We start from the raw sequence: 19,751 nt of genomic DNA on the forward strand, positions 1-19,751 counted from the left end.
AATGCACAACGCTATGAGCACGCCTCGACAGCGCTCGCCGCTGCGCGCTGCATCCTTTGCCGTGGCTGCGGCGCTGATGGCGTCCGTGCTGGGCGTATCCCCGGCGGCAGCGCAGACCGGTGGCGCGCCGGCTCATGCACCGGCGCAGATCGACTTCAAAAGCGAAGCGGCCTCGCAGGATGCAAGGCAGATGGCGCAATGGATACTCGACGCGGGCAACAACCACAATCTGTCGTTCATGATCGTCGACAAAAAGGAGGCCAAGGTCTTCATGTTCGATCCCGGCGGGCGCCTGCTCGGCGCCTCGGCGGTGCTGCTGGGCGCGGCCATCGGCGACGACTCGGCGCCCGGCATCGGCGAGCGCAAATTGTCGTCTATTTTGCCCGGCGAACGCACCACGCCGGCGGGCCGCTTCGTCGCCGCGCTCGACCATAACATCGGCGGCAAGGACATCCTGTGGATCGACTATGCGAATGCGATTTCGCTGCACCGGGTCGTGACGGGCAATGCCCAGGAACGGCGCACGCAGCGTCTGGCTTCGTCACCCACGTCCGACAACCGGATTTCCTACGGCTGCATTAACGTGCCGCCCAAGTTTTTCGACAAGGTCGTCATGCCAGCCTTTCACCAGACCAACGGGATTGTCTATATCCTTCCCGAAACACGGCCCATCGCGGCGGTGTTTGCCGGGTTCGGCTCCCGCTAGCGCGCTCAGCGCTGCTTACAGCCATCCTGCATCGCGCGCCAGCCGGAACGCTTCGACCCGGTTGCGGGCATTGAGCTTGCTGATCGCCTCCGACAGATAATTGCGCACCGTTCCTTCCGACAGGCTGATCAGCCTGGCGATATCGGCACTGCTCTTGCCCTCGCCCGCCAGGCGCAGCACCTGGCGCTCGCGCTCGGTCAGGGGATCCTCGCCCCCGCTCCAGCTCTCCATTGCCAGTTCGGGCGCCACCGCGCGCCCGCCCCCGTGCACGGTCCGGATTGCGCCCGCCAGCGCGTCGGCCGGCGCATCCTTGAGCAGGTAGCCGCGCACGCCGGCCGCCAGCGCGCGCCGCAGGTAACCGGCCCGCGCAAAGGTTGTAACGATCACCACCTTGCAACCGAGCCCCTCGGCGGCCAGCGCGGCGGCCAGTTCGAGCCCCGTCATCAACGGCATTTCGATATCGGTGAGCATGATATCGGGCGCCTGCGCGCGGCACAGCGCCAGCGCCTCGCGTCCGTTGCGCGCGGTGCCCACCACCGATATATCGTCCTCCAGGCCCAGCAAGGCCGCCAGCGCGCCCAGCACCAGCGCCTGGTCTTCGGCGATCACGACCCGTATCATGGCTGCGCTCCCGCCGGCAGGCGCAGTTCAAGCGCCAGGCCGCGCCCGGCCGTCAGCGCCAGCTGGCCGCCGATGGCCAACACGCGTTCCTTCATGCCGCTCAAGCCGTTACCGTGTTTCAGCGCCGGCGCGCCCTCATTCATCACGCCATTGTCGGCGATGCGAAAGACGATCATGCCGCCCTCCAGCGCCAGCGAAATGGCGCAGCTGGTCGCGCCTGCATGACGGATGATATTCGTGACAGCCTCGCGCAGCGCCAGCGCCACCACGTTTTCGACCGCCGCCGGCAGCGGCATGCGCGCCACGTCCTCGGTCAGCGCGATCCCCGCCGCAGCCAGGCCGGCCCGCGTGCTTGCCAGTTCGTGGGCAAAGCCGGTAAGGCGGTAGCCGCTCACGGCCGCGCGTACCTCGGCCAATGCATTGCGGGCGCAGCGTTCGATGTCGGCAATTTCGGCCTTGCATGCATCAAGGTCCCGGTCAGCCAGTTTGCCGGCCAGCTCCGCCTTGAGCGTGATGAGCGAGAGCGTGTGGCCCAGCAGGTCATGCAAGTCGCGCGAGATGCGTTCGCGCTCGGCGATGGTGGCCATGTGTTCCACTTCTTCCTGCTTGCGCAGCAACTGGGCGCGCGAGCGGCCCAGCGTGGTGCTCATCACGGCGGCCACGCCGACCGGCCCGCCGATTGCCAGCACCGGGATCAGGAACTGCACCGGGTCCGCGGCCAGCGTGAACGCTGTCAGGGCGCCCAGCGCCACCACACACAGCACGGCGAAGTAGGCCAACCTTGGCCGCATGATCCCGGCGCACATGCCCGCCGCGAGGATGAAAAACGTGCCGCTAAAACCGTTGAACGGCGCCCATGCGGCGCCGATCAGGCAACTGGCCGCGGCCAGCGCCGCGCTTCGCCAGTCCTGCACCCAGTGGCTGGCAAAATACAGCGGCACAAACCAGGCGATGGTCAGCGCCATTGCCGCCAGCTCAAACGCAGACGCCGGGAAAATGACGTATTTCCAGAGCACGAACAACAACGAAAATGACCACAGGTAAGGCTCGTTCCCCTGGCCTGGCGGGACCCAGGGCCAGGCTATGAAAGCGTGAAGTTTCTTCATTGTTGGTTCAGGACCCTATTCGTTAAGCAAATACACATCGGCAATCCGGACAGCATGGTTGTCCGGCGCAGATGCGGCGATTCTACGGAGGACGACAAGAACGGACAAGATGTAAACAACATGGTTTGGGAATGACAAATGTCATGTGGGTTGAAAGATTGAACCAGCGTAGACAGTCTGCGAGTGGGCGACCCGGCATCGCGCGCTAGTCGAGCCAAGACGAAATTATGGCTGAACACATGTCGCCGCGAAAACCGCTTTGCACACGCCAATTACCACTTGGCAATCGCCGGCCCGGTCGCGCTCTCCCAACGCATGATTCGGCAAAACCGCCCGTTTTCACCCGATATGACCCGATATGACCCGATATCACTTGATTTCCCCGCGAATTGCCACGCTTTTGGTCCGAAATCGCTCGAACGGTTCGCGAAACGCTTCGATTTGATCGCGAAATTGAACGATCACGGATTACTCGTGTCTAACAATCATGAACGCAGCGCCATCGTAGAAAATCGTTCGCTTTTCGGATCATCGCGTAGTCAAATCTGGCCGTTTCGCATTGCAATCGTGCACAAGCGTATGCACATCGTGCTGAATCGGGCCAAATCGTGCGTTATCGTGCCATAAGGAGAGAACCATGCGTCGCCAGCACCCCGACCACCGGATGGACATCCCTGTTTCTCTACAGGTATATCACCAGCTACTCGGCGCCTCGGCCGCTACTGATTTCGCAAAGGAAGACTGGGAAATCGCGGCTGAAGCAATTGATGAATGGGTCCGGCGCCATAACCCGGATGCGCTTGCCGCTCCCGCAGCCAGCGGCTATCAATGGAAGCGCCTGTTCCTGCCTGACGGCACGCTTTTGCGCACGGTATTCGCCGGGAAAAACTATCACTGCCTGGTCGAGGGCGACCGCATTCTCTACGAAGGAAAAGCGGTGTCGCCAAGCTGCTTTGTCAACGCCGTCGGCGGCATGCGGCGCAATGCATGGCTGTGCACCTGGATACTGTTCCCCGATACCAAGGAATGGAATCTGGCAGACACCTTGCGCGCGCGCGGCCGCCCTCGCCGCGCGCACAAAACTGCCGCCGACCATGCGCCAGCAACACAGGCAGCGACTGTTCGCCCGGCTGTCAATGGCGCGCCGGTAAATGACGCACCAGCGCCCATGGACGCGCCCAAAGCAAGCGCACCCGAATCACCTCGTTGCGAGCACCCGATGCACGATCGACGTGATCGGCGCGAACGAGTTCCGACAACGAATCCGGGCGGTGAGGACCGCCGCCGCCACCGCTGCGCCGGCATCCCGCTTTCTCCGCCACCGTGCGCGCGCGGCCCAGACCGCCGCAGCAACAGGGACGATGAAATCGCGGCATTGCTCAGACAGCAATTGCTTCCACTCCTGTATGAAATTTGCGCATTCGACGGGATGGCCGCCCCGACCGGCACCGCACCCGTTGCATAGCCTCACTGGCTCCGGCTGGTCGTTTTTGGCCCCTTGTACTCTTTCGCATCGGCCTCCGGCTGGCGTCTTGACACGGCAGTTTCTGCACGGTCATTGGCGTGCCGCTATCGCCGCGCCAACGACGCACGGCGCCAACCGATGGCGGTTTGCCAACCAGAAACGTGCACGATTACTGTTCCGAGCCCGACGCGCCCCTTTTTTTTTGCGCAATCCAGCCGCCAACCGCCCCGAATACATACATACAACACATTTGCAAATATTTAACGTTTACCCGGCGATTTGAATGTTTTGTTAGCAATCATGTGAACTTTTGGCATACATTGGGGAGCAGTTCAATTTCATGGAGAAACAGTACCAACAGATCCGCCCACCTAATAAGGAGACACTACATGAGCATTCGCTTTCGTAATTCCTTGTACCCCCCTGCTGCCCGCACTTGTCCTGCTTGCCCACGCTTCCGGCGCGGCCGCCAGCACCTTGAACCAGAACGCCTCGTGGACCATCGACCGCGCCAATACCGCCACCAAGTACCGCGCCGTGGCCTATGGCGACTCGATCTATGCCGGCTACAACGGCTCGGTCAGCAGCGCGGCAAAATATGCGGCGCCGACGGTGAACGCCGAATATCTGTCCGCGCAGTGGGGGTCCGACATCGAAAGCGTGCGCCGCACCAAGTCGGGCGCCGTGGCGTCGGACGTGTACAACAACAAGATCGTCGCAGAGCGCTCGTATATGCAAGCGAGCAACACTCGTGTCGTCACCTTCGAAATGTGCGGCAATGACGGCCTGCAGGCGCGTTCCAGCTTCAAGAGCCAGACCGGCACCTGCAATTACAGCGGCCTGGCTGCCGCCGAAAACAGCTGCAAGACCTACGTGACGGCGGCGATGGATTACATCAACGCCAACGCCTATCCCGGCGTCAAGCTCAAAGTGGTCTCCAACCTGCACTACCCCGGCTATGCGCTCGACAATGTACAAAGTTCGTGCAAGGACGCCATGACCGGCGCGACCGTCAAAATGCAGGACAAGTTCCTGCCCGCCCTGGCCCGGATGAACTTCATGATGTGCGACGTGGCCCGGCAAAAGGGATTTACGTGCGCCGACAATTTCGCCCAGTACATGGGCGCGGACTACGATGCCAACGGCGACGGCCAGGTCGACGCCGACGCGCTGCGCTACGTCGCCGGCGAAAGCGAAGCGAGCTACGTCACCCGCATCACAACAACGCTGCGCCCGACACTGCGCGACGCCAACACGCACTTCGTGTCCTCGAGCAGCAGCTACGACTACATCCAGTCGGACGACACCCACCCAACCTATAACGGCAGCACCATCAGCTCGGGCCTGTTTGGCTCCACCACCGGCACTGGCGCCGCGCGCTACAGTTCCTTCACGGGCGGCAAAAGTCCGATCTGGAACCAGTATGGGCACGAACGCATCGGCTGGGCGGTATCGACCTACAACCCACCCGCACCCTGACCGCCACGCGTAGCTCCTTGCTGACGCCACCTCGTCCAAAGCCAGGGCCGGCCGGCACCGATACCGGTGCCGCCGGCCGCGCCTGGCAAACGTCGCGCGCGCGCCTCGCCGCCGCGCTGTTGCTGGCCGTGGCCGGCCTGGGCGCACTGCTGCTTGCGTGGATGCCGGCGCCGTCCGGCCCGCCCGCCCCCGCGCCTGCGCCGCTGACAACGCAGTCCCCCGGCATGGCGAGCGCCGTGACGCCCAGCCTGCCGCAAACCGGGCAAGCGGCCGCGCAAGCGCGCGCCGCCGAGGGCGACGCCGATCCGACGCCCGACCTTCGCAGTTACGTCGCGCGCGGCGAAAACCCGACCATCGCCCAGGTGATCGAACGCCTGCACGAGCGCGGCGTGTACTCGGGCCTGGGCGCCTTTTCGCCGCCGGGAACCAGCCCGCCCTTGGTTGGACTTGCCGTGCCCGAAGACTTCGTTCTTCCCAAAGGCTATGTCCGCCACCACCAGGCAACCGATGATGGCCAGCGCATCGAAGCCATTTTGATGTTCGCGCCCGACTTCCAGTTGTTGGGCGCCAACGGGCAGCCGGTCGCCATGCCCGGCAACCGCGTCGTACCCGCTGAACTGGCCCCGCTTGGTTTACCGATCCGCCGCATCGTCATCCCTGCCCCAACCGAACCCGCCCGTCCCTGAACCATGGCCCCAATTTACCCTGCAACGATACGCATTGCCGCCGCCATTCTCGCCAGCGCAGCCATGGCGGCGCTGTACGCGCGCGGCGGCGCCGGCTTTATGCTCGGCTTCGTCTTCCTCGTTCCGTGGCTGCGGACGCTGGACGCGAGCCCCACGCTGCCCGGCGCGCTGCTGCGCGCCTGGGTTATGTCAATCGCCTTCACTGCGGGGGCTTTCGGCTGGTTCGGCATCGCTTTCGGGCAGTATGCCCAAGTGGGCGCCGCCACCGGCCTGTCGCTGCTGCTGCTCGCCGCGCCGCTGTTCCAGCCGCAATTTCTGGTCTTTGCCGTGGTGCGCCACGCAAGCCGGCGCCGGCATGGCGCCGCAGTGGGCGCACTGGCGGGCGCAGCGGCGTGGGTGGCCGCAGAATGGCTGCTGCCCAACATGCTCGGGGACACCTTGGGCTACGGCCTGTATCCATCCCGCCTGCTGCGCCAGGGCGCCGACGTGGGCGGCGCCGCCGGGCTCACGCTGCTGCTGCTGCTGGCCAACGAAGCCGTGGCGGCGGCATGGGCGCGGCGCGGCGACGGCGTGCGCGCGATGGCCAGGCCACTCGCGCTGGCCGCGCTTGTGCCGCTGCTGCTGGCCGCCTACGGCCAGGTTGTGCTTTCCGGCCAGATCGCGCCGTCCGGCAAGCCCTTGCGCATGGGACTGATTCAATCAAACATTGTCGCCTACGAACGCCAGCGCCAGGAAAAGGGCACCCATGCCGTGGTGCGCGAAGTGCTCGACGCCCATTTCGCAATGAGCTATGACGCCGTCGTGCGCCAGCACGCCGACGCCGTGCTGTGGCCCGAAACCGCCTACCCAACCACGTTCGGCCATCCCAAGAGCGAAGCAGGCGCCCAGTTCGACCGCGACATCGTCGATGTCGTCAATGCTGCCGACGTGCCCTTCGTGTTCGGCACTTACGATGTCGACCAGGCCGGCGAATACAACGCGGCCGCGTTCGTGCAGCCCGGCACGGGCCTGCTGGGCTTTTATCGCAAGACGCGCCTGTTCCCGTTCACCGAGTATGTGCCCGCCTGGCTCGACGGGCCGGCCGTGCGGCGCGCCCTGCCGTGGAGCGGCAACTGGCGCGCCGGCAACGGTGCCCGCGTGTTTCCCTTGCGCCTGCGAGATGGCCGCGAAGTTCCAGTGCTGCCCCTGATCTGCCTGGACGATGTCGATCCCGGCCTTGCCATCGACGGCGCGCGGCTGGGCGCGCAAGCGATCCTGACAATGTCGAACGATTCCTGGTTCACCGCCACGCCGCTGGGCGCGCACATGCACCAGAGCGCGGCGGCGTTTCGTAGTATTGAAACGCGGCTGCCGCAATTTCGGGTCACCACCAATGGCTACAGCGCCGTGATCGACGCCACCGGCAGCGTGCTGGCCGGCACGCGCATGGGCGAACGCACGCTGGTGATTGCCGACGTACCGCTGCGCACGCCGGCGCCCACGCTGATGGTCAGGTGGGGCAACTGGGTCGGGCTGGCCGCCAGCGCGGCGCTGCTGCTGCTGGCCGCGTTGTCGGCCTACCCGTCGCGGCGCGGCGGCGTGACGGGCGCGCCGGCCGGCCTTGCCGTCACGCGGCCGCTGCAAGTTACGGGTCTACAAGTTTTCGTGTTGCCGCCCACCGCCCGTCTGGCGGCCGCTGTGTTGCGCGCCTGTGCGCGCGGCGGCCTGCTCTGGATGTGCGCAGCCCTGCTGCTCAACGAAGCGTTGCGCACCAACACCTTGGCCCAAGTGCGCATGTTCACCGGCGTTTTTCTGGCGCCGGAGGCGGGGGCCTGGTGCGTGCTGGCGCTGTTTTCGGCACAGGCCTCAGTGGCCAACGGCGCCCTGGTGCTCGCGCGCGGCGCGCATCGCTTCGAGCTCGCCCTTGCCGACATTGCGGCGGTGCGTGTATGGTCCGTCGCCCTTCCCTGTCCCGGCATTGCCCTGCAGCTTGCGTCCGGGGCGCGCTGGCGCTACGGCCTGGCGTTGGCCAACCCCAACCTGCTGGCCGCTGCACTGGCCGGCGCCGGCGCACCCGCGCCGCGCCAACGCACGCGCCTGCAAGCGGTGCTGCAGGCCTATGTGCAAGCCGGCCTGGCGATCCGGCGCACGCGGCTCGACCATCCGTTTGCCAAGTATGTACTGCTGCCGCTCGCGCTGGCCATCCCCGCCTTCCACCTGCAGCAGCAAATTGCCTACGGCGGCGCGTTTGGCGAGTATTACAGTTTTGGTCTGAAGGCTTACCTCACCGCCTTTGCATTGTGGTGGGCCGCCTGGTCGATCGGCGTGGTGCTTACCGAAGCGCTGCTGCGGGCGGCAACCGACGCCGGTACGCTGCTGGCGGCCTTGGTGCGCCCCGCGCAGGCGAGCGCCCTGCGGTACAGGCTGCAGCGCTGCAGCCACGCCGCGCTGTTTTTGGGCCTGCCGGCGTGGCTCTTGGTGACGGTCTACGGTGCGTAAGCACCAGCGCAACCACAGCTTGTAATGTCAGTCAGCGCAGCAACTGGCCGGGACGCAAGGCGAGCGCGCCCGATGCATGGCGCAGCGCCGCCAGCAGCGCGACCAGCACAACCCCGGCCAGCGCCAGCCAGGGTGTGGTCCAGACCAGCGACGCGCGTTCGACGAAGCCTGCTTGGTACCGAGCAATCCCGATAAAGGCCAGCGGCAAGCCGAGCACGGCCGCCGCCAGCATCAGCGCACTCAACTCGCGTCCCAGCAGCATGCCGACCTGCACTTTGCCCGCGCCGTACAGCTTGCGCAAGACGATTTCGCGCGAGCGGCGCTGCACCATATGACCCGACAGGGCGTACATGCCGAACGCGGCGATTGCCAGCGCCACGCCGGTGGCGAGCACCAGCAGCCTGGCCAGCCGGGCGTCGCCCGCGTAATTGGCGGCCAATACATCGGCTGCGCGCTGCGTATGCATCAACGCATCGGGAAAATAGCGGGGCCAGAGGCGCGCCACCGCTTGTTCCACGTCGGCCACGGACCCGCTCGCCCGTACGCTCAGCGTGCCGGCCCAGTCGATGCCCAGCTCGTAGATTGTCGCGCCCGGCTCGTCGCGCAGGGAGCGGAACCGCAGTTGCGGCGCGATCCCGATGACCCGGTAGGACAGCAGCTTGCCGTCTTCGGTGGTGCGCTGCAGCGTCTGCCCCACCGCCGCCTCGGGCGAGGCAAAGCCGAGCTGGCGGACGGCGATGGCATTCAGCACGACCGAGACGCCATCGTTTTCCTTGTCGATGCCTGCATCGAACAGGCGGCCGGCGAGCGGGCGCAAGCCATACACTTCAAAGAAATTGGTGTCGACCATCTTGGCTTCCATCGAGACCGCGGCCTGGCCCTCACGCATCAGATCGTGGATTACATCGCTGCCGAAGCGGCCGACCACGTGCTCGGACAGGACCACGCCTTGCACGCCCGGTTGCCGGCCCAGTTCGCTCAAAAAGCCGCGCACGGCAGCGCTCTTTTTGCCGCGCTCGGGCAGGTCGACGATCAGCAAGGGCGCGGAATCAAAACCGGGCGCGGCATGCATCGCGAAGCTAGTCTGCACCGACATCCCCATGGCCAGGCTTGCCAGTCCGATCGCGGTGCCCATTTGCAGCACCGTCAGCAGCGCGCGCAAGCGCGCGCCAAGCGCCGATTCAGCGTTGACGCGCCCTTCCAGCGCCTGCGCCGGTCTGACTTTCAAGGCCGTCAGCGCCGGCTGGATCGCCGCCACGATGCCGATCAGCACGCCCAGCAGCAGCGCCAGCGCCACGTTCGGCGCCGAAAAGAGCGTGTCGAGCTTGCGGTTGACCAGTTCGGAAAACAGCGGCAAGGCCAGCCACGCCATCAGCAGGCCAAGCACGGTGGCAAGCATCGACACGACCAGCGATTCGGCCAGGAACTGCAGCACGACCCGGCGCACGCTCGCGCCAAGTACCTTGCGCATGCCAATTTCGCGCTGGCGCCGCAATACGCGCGCCGTGGCCAGGTTCACATAATTGATGGCGCCAATGACCAGGATCAGCACCGCCACCAGCGCCAGCGCGGCCACCGTTGTCCGGTCGCCCCGATCCCCGGGCGCGCAGACCGGATTGCGCGCCACATCCTGGTCGAAATACGCTTCGCGCAAGGGCGAGAGCGCCAGCTCCATGACCTTGCGCCGGCCGAGCCGGGCGCGCACTGCCGGCGGCACGCCCTGCACGCCAGGGGCGTTGTCAATGATTGCCTGCAGCGACATGGCGATAGCATTCGTTTCCGCGCCTGGCGCAATGCGCAGCAGCAAACGGCCCCATGCGCCATGTTCGCCGGTTTGCAGTTCGGTGCGCATCTCGGGCGAGGTCAGCACTGAATGAACGCCGTACAGCGCCTCGAATGGAATGGTGGTGTTGGCCGGCCGATCGCGCACAATCGCACGCACGCGCAGCACCTTGTCGCCGATGTGCAGCGTCCGGTCCAGCGCAGGCGCGCCGCCGAACAGGCGCCGCGCCGTGCTCTGGGTTAATGCCAAACCGTCCGGGCGGCTCAAGGCCGCGTCCAGGTCCCCTTCCAGGGCGGACAGCCCCAGCATGCCGGCAAAATGCGGCAGCACCAGCAGGCTTGGCATTGTTTGCAGCGTGTTCCCAACCTTGACCGTGGGCGGATCGACGCGGAAAAAGGCGGTGGCATCGGCCACGCCCGGCGTCTTGAGCGCCGCTTCGCGCAGCAGCAACGGCGCCTGGTCGAACCAGGGGGCCTTCGGGTCCACGTTGAACTTTTGCTTGACGACGTAGATGTGGTCAACGCCAGGCACGGCGGCATCGTAACGCCAGGAATACTGGACAAAACCGAGCAGCAACAAACACGCCCCCAGGCCAATGGCAAGGCCGAGGATGGCAATGGCCGAATAAACCGGTTCCTGGACCAGGTGGCGCGCGCCTATGCGGAAATCAGCTAGTTTCATGGTGTGCCTTATTGCTGTGAACGGACATGGGCGGGCATTGGCAAATGTTGCCAGCTACGCTACAGACTTGCAATATACTGTAAAATTGCTACTTTATAGAGAAATATTTACTATTAAGTAGCAATACGACGGATGGGCGGCAGTGATGCTATCGTGCGAACAGGCAAATGCCTTGATGGCTCACAGGACAATCAGCTCATGCAAAATCTACATGTTGGCGTCGTCGGCTACGGCTACGCGTCAGCCACCTTTCACATTCCCCTGATCCGCGCCACGCCCGGCCTGACGCTGTCGTGCATTGCCAGCAGCAAGGCACCCATCACCCAGCAAGCGCTGCCGGACGTTGCCGTCGCAGGCAGTCCCGCCGCGCTGTTTGCCAACAGCGACATCGACCTGGTCGTGATTGCAACGCCGAACGACACCCACTATCGGCTCGCCGCTGCCGCGCTGGAAGCGGGCAAGCATGTCGTCGTCGACAAGCCTTTCGCGCTCGACGTGGCCGAGGCAAGCCGGTTGATCGCGCTCGCCGAGCGCCACGGCCGCCAGCTGTCGGTATTCCACAACCGGCGCTGGGATGGCGACTTTCTCGGCGTTGCCCGGCTGATCGACAGTGGCCAGCTGGGCGCCGTGCGCCACTTCGAATCCCATTTCGATCGCTATCGGCCTGTCGTGCTGGAGCGCTGGCGCGAATCGGCCGCTGCCGGTGGCGGCCTGTGGTACGACCTCGGCATCCACCTGGCCGACCAGGCGCTGCAATTGTTCGGCAGGCCGTCCACTGTCTGGCTCGACTTGCAGCGCCAGCGCGACGGCGCGCTCGCTGACGACTGGTTCCATGCCGTGTTGCACTACGCGGGCTTGCGCGTGATTTTGCACGCATCCGCCCTGGCGGCAGCACCGGCGCCGCGCTTCGTGCTACACGGCACGGCCGGCAGCTTCGTCAAATACGGGCTCGACACCCAGGAGGCGGCGCTCAAACGCGGCGAACGGCCGGGCAGTGCAGGCTGGGGCGACGATCCGCTGCCTGGCACCTTGACGCTCGGCCAGGTGGCAGAAGAAACGCTCTACCCCGGCCAAGCCGGCGACTACACCGTGTATTACGCGGCAATGCGCGACGCCATCAATCTGGGCACGCCCCTGCCCGTAACGCCGCAATCGGCCTGCGATGCGCTCGAAATTATCGAACTGGGATTGGACAGCGCGCGCAGCGGCCGTGTTGTGAAACTGCCGCCGCGCTGACAACGGCGGCGTCAATACAAACATTGCCGGCACATGCCTGCCGCGCCTGCGGCACAGGGAAATTGCAATTCATTACCGAAAACCTGAGCAATGGTGTACATTTCAGCGTCTAGCGAAGCACCCGTTTCGCCGCCAAACCGGAGCCATTTGCATGCCGATGCACGTCCTTCGTCTTACCCGCCTTGCCGTTGCCGCCGGCGCCCTGTTGTTGACCCAAGGAATGACCCAAGGCGCGCTGGCACAGTCACCCGCATCGTCAGGCAACGCGCTGCCCAGCGAAACGCCCGCCAAATTTGTCGCCCCTACCGCCAGCTTCGACTACGAACGGCGCATCGTCATGATTCCCATGCGCGACGGAGTCAAGCTCAAGACCGTGATCGTGGTGCCAAAGGGCGCCAAGGGGGCCGGCATGCTGCTCACCCGAACGCCCTACAATGCGGGCGAACTCACTTCGCACGCGCAAAGTTCCCAGATGGGATCGATCCTGCAGGGCTACGACAACGCCACCGACGTCATCGTGGACGAAGGCTATATCCGCGTGATCCAGGATATCCGCGGCAAGTACGGCTCGGAAGGCGATTACGTCATGAACCGCCCCATGCGCGGCCCGCTCAACCCGACCGAAGTCGACCATTCGACCGACACCTTCGACACCATCGACTGGCTGGTCAAGAATGTGCCGGAATCGAACGGCAAGGTAGGCATCATCGGCATTTCCTATGACGGCTACCTGGCGCTGACGGCGCTGGTCAACCCGCATCCGGCGCTGAAAGTGTCGGTGCCGATGAATCCGATGGTGGACGGCTGGCGCGGGGACGACTGGTTCCATAACGGCGCCTTCCGGCAAATCAATATGTCGTACATGCTGGAACAAGTGGTCACGCGCGACAATGACGCCAAGTGGTTCAGCAGCCACTTTGACGATTACGATACTTTCATGCGGGCCGGCTCGGCGGGCGACCTGGCACGCCAGCGCGGACTCGAACAAAGCGGCTTCTGGCAGAAAGTGGCCGCCCACCCATCCTACGATGCGTTCTGGCAGCAGCAAGCCATGGATACCATCCTGGCGCGCCAGCCGCTCACCGTGCCCACCATGCTGGTGCACAGCCTGTGGGACGCGGAAGACATTTATGGCGCCATTGCCCTGTACAAGGCACTCAAGCCGGGCGACCGCAACAACAATGTATTTCTGACCATCGGGCCGTGGCAGCACGGCGGCGCGATCGGCGACGTGAGCAACCTGGGCGCCATCAAGTTCTCGGCCGACACCGGCCTGTACTGGCGCCAGGAAGTGCTGCGCCCATTCCTGGCCCGTTACCTGAAAAATATCCCAGGCAACGCCGCCGCCACCGCCACCGTAGCCCCGGTCACCGCCTTCGAGACCGGCACCAACAAGTGGCGCGCGCTGCCGTCGTGGCCGGCCGGGTGTGCCAGCGCCTGCACCATAACGCCCACGCTGCTGCGCTTGGGTGCGGGACAGAAGCTGACGCTGGGCGGCGCCGCCGGCAGCGGCTTTGACGAATACGTCTCGGACCCGGCCAAGCCGGTACCGTTTCGGGCGCGCCCCATCGCCCCCATGGGTTACAGCGATGCCAAGGGCCAGACCTGGCCGCGCTGGCTGGTCGATGACCAGCGCGAAGCGTCGGGCCGGACCGATGTGCTGACCTATGTCTCCGACGTGCTCGGCGCACCGCTCAAGATCAGCGGCGAGCCGCTGGCAAGGCTGAATGCCTCGACCAGCGGCACGGACGGCGACTGGGTCGTCAAGCTGATCGACGTCTATCCCGACCAGGTGGCGGCGCAGCCGGAAATGGGTGGCTACCAGTTGATGGTGTCGGCCGATATTTTCCGCGGGCGCTACCGGGAAAGCCTGGAAACGGCGCACCCGATCGCTGCCGGAAAAACGCTGCCGTACCGCTTTGCGCTGCCCACGGCCAACCACGTTTTCTTGCCCGGCCACCGGATCATGGTGCAAGTGCAGTCGAGCTGGTTCCCGCTCTACGACCGCAACCCACAAACGTTTGTTCCGAATATCTTCTGGGCCAAGCCGGGCGACTATCGCAAGGCCACGCAGCGGGTGTTTCACGATAGTTACATTGAGTTGCCGACGGTGGGTGCAGGCGGCTAGTCCTCCTGTGTTGGTAATACTCGCCGCATGGCAACATTAAAGCGCCCCCTCCCGACGCCACGTACAATCGATTTTTAAGTTCGGGAGATTTCATGAAACGCACGGCACTGGTTGCAGGCATCACTGGCATTGGCGGCAATTATGTCGCTCGACAATTGCTCGCGGAGGGATGGGAAGTCATCGGTCTATCCCGCCGTCCGCCCCGCGACTTGCCCGCCGTTCGCCATGTCGCCGCAGACCTGCTGGACCCGGCAGCGCTTGCGAGCGCCCTGTCGGACATTTCACCCACCCATGTTTTTATCACCACCTGGATGCGCCAAGCGACCGAGGCCGACAATATTCGCGTCAATGCCGCACTGGTGCGCAATTTGCTCGATGCGCTCTCGCCCAAAAAAACGCTGCGCCACGTCGCCTTGGTGACCGGACTGAAGCATTACCTCGGCCCCTTTGAAGCCTACGCCAGTTCAGGCACGCTGCCCGACACGCCACTGCGCGAAAGCCAGCCGCGCCTGCCGCTGGAAAACTTTTATTACGCCCAGGAAGACGAGCTGTACGCCGCCGCGGCGCGCGACCGTTTCACCTGGACCGTGCACCGTCCCCATACCATGATCGGCTTAGCCGTTGGCAACGCCATGAACCTTGGCACCACGCTCGCCGTGTATGCAACGCTGTGCAAGGAGACGGGCCGCCCGTTCCAGTTTCCCGGTTCAGCCGCCCAGTGGAATGGTCTGTCGGACGTCACCGATGCACGCATGCTGGCCCGGCAGCTGGTGTGGGCTGCAGACACCGATGCTGCCCGCAATGAAGCATTCAACATCGTCAATGGCGACGTTTTCCGCTGGAGCTGGCTGTGGCCCAGGCTGGGCGCGTGGTTCGGCGTGCAGTCGGCAGGCTTGCAAGACACGGTCCGCCCTCTGGAAACTGCGATGGGGCATGACCACGCGCTCTGGCGCGCCCTGGCCGAACGCCACGCCCTGGCCGAACCCGACCTCGATCGACTGGCTTCGGCCTGGCATACCGATCTCGATCTGGGCCGGCCGCTCGAGGTCATGACCGACATGGCCAACAGCCGGCGGCTCGGCTTTAGCGCCTATCAGGCAACAGAGGCGTCGTTCCTTGACTTGTTCGAGCGCCTGCGGGCCGAACGCCTGATTCCCTGATCGCCTGATTTTTTGAACCCGTCGCTTTACAAGCCGATCTGCCAAGCGGCCGATTCGGCCCGGTCACGCTGCTGTCACGCGGGCTTGCTACGCTTTTGTTGAGCTTGCAATGTTTCCTCAACTTTATCCGGAGCCCACATGAAACGCGCTACACTTGCCCCCGTTCCAAGCCGTATCCACCCCATGCTCGCCACCACCATTGCCACTGTCGTCGTCTCCCTGCTCAATGCATGCGGAGGTCAGCAAGACGACCTGCAAAACCCAGGTAGCGCATGGCCGCCCACACCGGCCGTGACAGGCCACCGCGGCGCGTCCGCGCTGCGCCCTGAGCACACCTTGGCTTCGTACCTGCAGGCAATCGACGACGGCGCCGACATTATCGAGCCCGACCTGGTCGCCACCAAGGACGGCGTGCTGGTGGCGCGTCATGAAAACGACATCAGCGGCACCACCAACGTTGCCGCCGCCAGCGCTTTCGCCGCGCGCAAAACCACCAAGACCATCGACGGCGTGCCAGTGAACGGCTGGTTCACCGAAGACTTCACCCTGGCCGAGCTCAAGACGCTGCGGGCAAAGGAACGCATTCCTGCCAACCGCCCCGCCAATGCCGCCTTTGACGGTCAGTTCGAGATTCCCACCTTGCAGGAAGTGATCGACCTGGTCAAAAAGGAAAGCACGGCGCGCCACAAGGTTATCGGCATTTACCCCGAAACCAAGCACCCGAGCTATTTCAAATCCATCGGCCTGCCGCTCGAAAAGCGCTTGGTCGATCAGCTGGTCGCCAGCGGCTATCGCGGCAAGGCGGCGGCGGTATTCATTCAATCGTTTGAAGTGGCCAACTTGAAAGAGCTGCGCGGCATGACCGACATGCGCATCGTGCAACTGATCGACAATCCAAAAAATCCGCCTGCCCCGAATGGCGCGCCCCGCAATGCGCCCTACGACTTCGTGGCCGCGGGCAGTGCGCGCACCTATGCCGACATGGTCACCCCTGCCGGTTTAAAGGACATTGCAGCGTACGCCGACGTGGTGTCGCCTTACAAGGAAGTCATCATTGCGCGCACCGCCGCCAATGAACTGGGCACCCCGACCAGCTTCGTGGCCGACGCCAAGGCGGCAGGATTGAAAGTGCACACCTGGACCTTGCGCCCCGAAAATCCATTCCTGCCCGTTAGCTTGCGCAAGCCCGACGTGGCGTCGCTGACGCAGCGTGGCGACTCGGTAGCCGAAATCAACGCCTACCTAAAGGCAGGTATTGATGGCTTTTTCACCGACGACCCGGCCGTGGGCCGCGCCGCCGTCACGGCATTCAAGTAGCCGCGCTGCGGCGATGCAGCGCTGCGCGCCGCCAGCAGGCATCAGTCGGCATAGGCGTGGACGATCGATGTCATTTCCCCACGCCAGTAGGGATGCATGCCGTCAAGCAGCATCCACGCCACCTCGCCGTTGAGCGGCACCAGCATCCCGCCCCTGTCCTGATAGCCCCAAAAGCGGCCTCGCCAGGGCGTGGGGACGGTCTGTCCACCCACGGTGCGGCCACGCGCACGCGCGTCGATGCCTGCTACCAAACCTTGTTCATCGAAGCTAAAGTCCAGGCTGACCGTGACCGCGCCGTCCGTCAGCGTGGCACGCGCGCACTGCGCATCGGCTGCTTCCCAACTGACGCCCTGACCGGGTAGCAAGGCCGTCGGATACCAGACCGCTTCGGCAAGAAAGCGCAACAGCTCGCCCTGTGCCCTGTCCAGCGTGCCGCGCAGATCGGCCACGGTGACCAGGCCGAACAAGGCGGCGCGCAACCTTCCCTCGCCGCCGATGCAGGCGTCGTGCACCAGTACCGGCACGCCGGGCAACATGCTTATTCGTGCATTCCAGTCAAACCCCGGGCGCGCCGTCACGATCTGCTGATCGGAGGTAAACGTTTTTCATTGCGTGCCCGCCTCGTTCATGTTCATGTTCATGCTGCCACGGTGAAGCACGTGCGCGCCGGCCACCATTGGCTTGCCATCCGTGAGCACGAGGCGCAGATAGCGCTGCACCGGCGCCGGCAAGCCTTCGAGGGTGGAAAAGTCAAATGCGGGCCGGCGTGATGGACGTGCGGCCGGCATCGAGCGCAGCGCGCAGATCCCCCGTTCCTGCCTTCCAGCGGTGAGCGCTCCAGGCAACGACCGCGGCGCCGAGAACGGCAAACAACAAGAGGGAAACGCGTGTGGCGAGCATGGCGGCGACCTGGCGCGCAGAAGTCGACGCCAAGGCAGCAGCGTGCTTGACTGCTAGTCGTCGCCGTTCCTGCGCTGCGGTGTGATTCGGGGCAAGCTGACAGAAAACTTTACGCCCGTCTCTTTAGTGGAACAAACAGAAATCTCACCATTATGCGCCTTGACGATTTCTTTGACGACATACAGGCCCAGTCCCAGGTTCTGTACCCGGGACCTGGTCCTTTCACCAGGCGGGCGAATGGCAAAGCTCTTGACGGGATCGAACAAGGTGCGCAACTTTGCCTGGGGAATGACGTCGGCGTCGTTGCTAACTTCAAATAGAACATTGGACTGGCAACCGTCAATGGCGACCAAGATCGTGCTTTCCCGATTGCCATGCTGAACCGCATTGGAAATCAGGTTCGCAAAGGCCTGGGCCAGGCGCGGTCCATCCCATGTGCCCACCAAATTGCCTTCAGAGACGAGTTCGATGTTGCGGTCGGGATGGAATGTCCGCGTTTCCTCGACCACATTCTGGCAAATTTCGGCCAGGTCGACGGTGTAAGGATCAATCGGTATTCCATCGCCCAGGTGCGAGGTTGAAAAGTCGAGAAGGTCGCGCACAATTTCATCCACGCGCTTGGTGCTGTTAAAAATTCTCAGGCCCACCTTGAGCACTTTGGCCGGCAAGGTCTGGTCTTGCAGCAGCACTTGCGCACCCATGCTCACGGCGCCCAGCGGCGAGCGCACGTCATGGCCAAGAATGGCCAGGAAAAGGCTTTGCGCGTCGCGCAGCAACTTTGTATACCTGGCCATCGATTCGCTCTGGGCCTGGTCGATCGCTTCGTTAAAGCGCACCATATCGTCGATTTCGTCCGCGGTGCTCACAGCGGTATCGCGCGTCCACAAGCGCAGCACGCTCGACCTGAGGGCCCGGAATTCGGCCATTACCTGGTCGCTGTTCAAGCCGGACGCCATGCGCGCTGCAGCGTGTACTTCGGCGGCCGTATCGGTACCGGCGACCGGGGCCAAGCCCTTGGACTTGGCGATGCTTTCGCTTTCTTCCTGCGGGGTTGCCAGATCGGTGGCTATCACCTTCAGGACCTCGGTTGCATGATCACGCAATTCGATCCGACCGGCGTCTTCCAGCGGTGCGAGCGTTCCCGCAAAGTCTTCCCACTCCTTGAGAATGGCGTCGAGATTGCTCAGTATAAAAAGAGAGAGACGCATTTACACCTTGCAGTAATTGCTGTGCTCGGTGCGAACACCGGCCAACAGATCACGTACGACAACCAGCAGATTCTCCGCCAAAAATGGCTTACGCAAAAAAGCATCGTAATCGGTGCCTTGCGCGATATCGCATCGCAACGAGGCGCTCATCAGCACGATGGGCAGTTGTGCGGTCGATGGATCGGCGCGCAATTTTTCGCTTAACTCCACGCCGCTCATGCCCGGCATCGCGCAATCGGAAATGAGCAGCTCGTGCGACGCGCTCCCCAGCCTGGAAAGCGCTTCGGCGCCGCTGGCCGCGACACTGACATCGAAGCCATGCGCTTTGAGCAGCATCGAGCAGGTTTCGGCCATGCCCACATCGTCATCTACTATTAAAATCATGATTGCATCCTATATCGCCTTTTGGGTTCCGCCGAGGCATCGGCAACGAGCCAAAGATTTGACCCGCTTCAAGTTTGCCTTTCCGTAGGATATTTATCAGTGGGTTAGCGAACAGTTCGCAAATTAAGCTGATGGGCTGTGTGTACTGGCTTACTATATTTTACGTACAGCAACAATCGATGCAACAAGTGGGGTACTATCCCTCTGCATAGCCGCGCCGTCGATCCCAAAAAAAGCTCTTCGGTATGTCAGCCATGCGGTTTCCCTGACATACCGTCGCCCCAACAATGCTCATTCTGTGCAATTTTGTCCACACTGTGCCGTCGATCCTGCGCTTGCCGAGGTCCTGAAGCCGGCAGTGGATACAGGTTTTGCCATCATCCATGCAACGCGCCTGGATGCAACGAACGGAG

The 19,751-nt window shown here is 63.8% G+C and carries 16 protein-coding genes and 1 pseudogene; 10 read left to right on the forward strand and 7 right to left on the reverse strand.

What is annotated here, in order from left to right:
- Positions 1-13 precede the first annotated feature (13 nt).
- On the forward strand, positions 14-706 hold the full coding sequence (locus ACP7BV_RS05365; RefSeq protein ID WP_426102263.1) for a hypothetical protein: 693 nt from the start codon (positions 14-16) through the stop codon (positions 704-706).
- Between the two features lie 15 nt (positions 707-721).
- Here ACP7BV_RS05365 and ACP7BV_RS05370 read toward each other — a convergent pair whose 3' ends face one another.
- Both ACP7BV_RS05370 and ACP7BV_RS05375 read right to left on the reverse strand, forming a co-directional pair.
- A complete protein-coding gene (locus tag ACP7BV_RS05370) occupies positions 722-1,327 on the reverse strand; it encodes a response regulator (RefSeq protein ID WP_426102265.1) in 606 nt (201 codons plus the stop codon).
- Positions 1,324-2,433 carry a sensor histidine kinase gene (locus ACP7BV_RS05375; RefSeq protein WP_426102267.1) on the reverse strand — a complete coding sequence of 370 codons (1,110 nt, stop codon included), beginning with the start codon at positions 2,431-2,433 and terminating at the stop codon, positions 1,324-1,326. Before ACP7BV_RS05375 ends, ACP7BV_RS05370 begins: the two co-directional genes overlap by 4 nt.
- 183 nt (positions 2,434-2,616) lie before the next feature.
- Here ACP7BV_RS05375 and ACP7BV_RS05380 point away from each other — a divergent pair, with 183 nt between their 5' ends.
- The 5 genes from ACP7BV_RS05380 (at position 2,617) to lnt (ending at position 8,541) form a co-directional block, all read left to right on the forward strand.
- The gene (locus ACP7BV_RS05380) at positions 2,617-3,060 is read left to right on the forward strand and encodes a hypothetical protein (protein ID WP_426102269.1); all 444 of its coding nucleotides are present in this window, start codon (positions 2,617-2,619) and stop codon (positions 3,058-3,060) included.
- Positions 3,061-3,070: 10 nt separating this feature from the next.
- Positions 3,071-3,898: a hypothetical protein gene (locus ACP7BV_RS05385; RefSeq protein WP_426102271.1), complete on the forward strand. Its 828-nt coding sequence runs from the start codon at positions 3,071-3,073 to the stop codon at positions 3,896-3,898.
- 477 nt (positions 3,899-4,375) lie between these two features.
- Complete coding sequence (locus ACP7BV_RS05390; protein ID WP_426102273.1) at positions 4,376-5,377, forward strand: SGNH/GDSL hydrolase family protein; 1,002 nt, start codon at positions 4,376-4,378, stop codon at positions 5,375-5,377.
- A gap of 17 nt (positions 5,378-5,394) precedes the next feature.
- Positions 5,395-6,063, forward strand: a complete 669-nt coding sequence (locus tag ACP7BV_RS05395; RefSeq protein WP_426102275.1) for a hypothetical protein — start codon at positions 5,395-5,397, stop codon at positions 6,061-6,063.
- Between the two features lie 3 nt (positions 6,064-6,066).
- Complete coding sequence (lnt, locus tag ACP7BV_RS05400) at positions 6,067-8,541, forward strand: apolipoprotein N-acyltransferase (protein ID WP_426102277.1); 2,475 nt, start codon at positions 6,067-6,069, stop codon at positions 8,539-8,541.
- Positions 8,542-8,572: 31 nt separating this feature from the next.
- Here lnt and ACP7BV_RS05405 read toward each other — a convergent pair whose 3' ends face one another.
- Complete coding sequence (locus ACP7BV_RS05405) at positions 8,573-11,005, reverse strand: FtsX-like permease family protein (RefSeq protein ID WP_426102279.1); 2,433 nt, start codon at positions 11,003-11,005, stop codon at positions 8,573-8,575.
- Between the two features lie 198 nt (positions 11,006-11,203).
- On the opposite strand from ACP7BV_RS05405, the gene ACP7BV_RS05410 reads away from it, so the two are divergent.
- From ACP7BV_RS05410 to ACP7BV_RS05425, 4 genes are all read left to right on the forward strand, one after another.
- Positions 11,204-12,241, forward strand: a complete 1,038-nt coding sequence (locus ACP7BV_RS05410; RefSeq protein ID WP_426102281.1) for an oxidoreductase — start codon at positions 11,204-11,206, stop codon at positions 12,239-12,241.
- 151 nt (positions 12,242-12,392) lie between these two features.
- Entirely contained in the window at positions 12,393-14,369 is a 1,977-nt protein-coding gene (locus ACP7BV_RS05415; protein ID WP_426102283.1) for a CocE/NonD family hydrolase, read from the forward strand.
- Positions 14,370-14,461: 92 nt separating this feature from the next.
- Positions 14,462-15,529 carry an SDR family oxidoreductase gene (locus tag ACP7BV_RS05420; protein WP_426102285.1) on the forward strand — a complete coding sequence of 356 codons (1,068 nt, stop codon included), beginning with the start codon at positions 14,462-14,464 and terminating at the stop codon, positions 15,527-15,529.
- Between the two features lie 183 nt (positions 15,530-15,712).
- Positions 15,713-16,846 (forward strand): glycerophosphodiester phosphodiesterase, encoded by a 1,134-nt coding sequence (locus ACP7BV_RS05425; RefSeq protein WP_426102349.1) that lies wholly within the window; start codon positions 15,713-15,715, stop codon positions 16,844-16,846.
- Between the two features lie 41 nt (positions 16,847-16,887).
- On the opposite strand, the pseudogene ACP7BV_RS05430 reads toward ACP7BV_RS05425, so the two are convergent.
- From ACP7BV_RS05430 to ACP7BV_RS05445, 4 genes and pseudogenes are all read right to left on the reverse strand, one after another.
- A pseudogene (locus tag ACP7BV_RS05430) lies at positions 16,888-17,634 on the reverse strand (DUF6920 family protein).
- A complete protein-coding gene (locus tag ACP7BV_RS05435; RefSeq protein WP_426102287.1) occupies positions 17,597-17,779 on the reverse strand; it encodes a hypothetical protein in 183 nt (60 codons plus the stop codon). The pseudogene ACP7BV_RS05430 and the gene ACP7BV_RS05435 overlap by 38 nt, the downstream one beginning before the upstream one ends.
- A 20-nt stretch (positions 17,780-17,799) precedes the next feature.
- Positions 17,800-18,954: an ATP-binding protein gene (locus ACP7BV_RS05440; protein WP_426102289.1), complete on the reverse strand. Its 1,155-nt coding sequence runs from the start codon at positions 18,952-18,954 to the stop codon at positions 17,800-17,802.
- The gene (locus tag ACP7BV_RS05445) at positions 18,955-19,338 is read right to left on the reverse strand and encodes a response regulator (protein WP_426102291.1); all 384 of its coding nucleotides are present in this window, start codon (positions 19,336-19,338) and stop codon (positions 18,955-18,957) included.
- Between the last annotated feature and the right edge of the window lie 413 nt (positions 19,339-19,751).

This window comes from Massilia sp. TSP1-1-2, from assembly GCF_049896185.1.
Taxonomy (GTDB): domain Bacteria; phylum Pseudomonadota; class Gammaproteobacteria; order Burkholderiales; family Burkholderiaceae_D; genus Telluria_A.

Excerpts from the sequence above, each read along its gene's own strand:
- ACP7BV_RS05365 (WP_426102263.1), top strand. The coding sequence starts at position 14 with ATGAGCACGCCTCGACAGCGCTCGCCGCTGCGCGCTGCATCCTTTGCC.
- ACP7BV_RS05370 (WP_426102265.1), bottom strand. The coding sequence starts at position 1,327 with ATGATACGGGTCGTGATCGCCGAAGACCAGGCGCTGGTGCTGGGCGCG.
- ACP7BV_RS05375 (WP_426102267.1), bottom strand. The coding sequence starts at position 2,433 with ATGAAGAAACTTCACGCTTTCATAGCCTGGCCCTGGGTCCCGCCAGGC.
- ACP7BV_RS05385 (WP_426102271.1), top strand. The coding sequence starts at position 3,071 with ATGCGTCGCCAGCACCCCGACCACCGGATGGACATCCCTGTTTCTCTA.
- lnt (WP_426102277.1), top strand. The coding sequence starts at position 6,067 with ATGGCCCCAATTTACCCTGCAACGATACGCATTGCCGCCGCCATTCTC.
- ACP7BV_RS05405 (WP_426102279.1), bottom strand. The coding sequence starts at position 11,005 with ATGAAACTAGCTGATTTCCGCATAGGCGCGCGCCACCTGGTCCAGGAA.
- ACP7BV_RS05410 (WP_426102281.1), top strand. The coding sequence starts at position 11,204 with ATGCAAAATCTACATGTTGGCGTCGTCGGCTACGGCTACGCGTCAGCC.
- ACP7BV_RS05415 (WP_426102283.1), top strand. The coding sequence starts at position 12,393 with ATGCCGATGCACGTCCTTCGTCTTACCCGCCTTGCCGTTGCCGCCGGC.
- ACP7BV_RS05420 (WP_426102285.1), top strand. The coding sequence starts at position 14,462 with ATGAAACGCACGGCACTGGTTGCAGGCATCACTGGCATTGGCGGCAAT.
- ACP7BV_RS05425 (WP_426102349.1), top strand. The coding sequence starts at position 15,713 with ATGCTCGCCACCACCATTGCCACTGTCGTCGTCTCCCTGCTCAATGCA.
- ACP7BV_RS05440 (WP_426102289.1), bottom strand. The coding sequence starts at position 18,954 with ATGCGTCTCTCTCTTTTTATACTGAGCAATCTCGACGCCATTCTCAAG.
- ACP7BV_RS05445 (WP_426102291.1), bottom strand. The coding sequence starts at position 19,338 with ATGATTTTAATAGTAGATGACGATGTGGGCATGGCCGAAACCTGCTCG.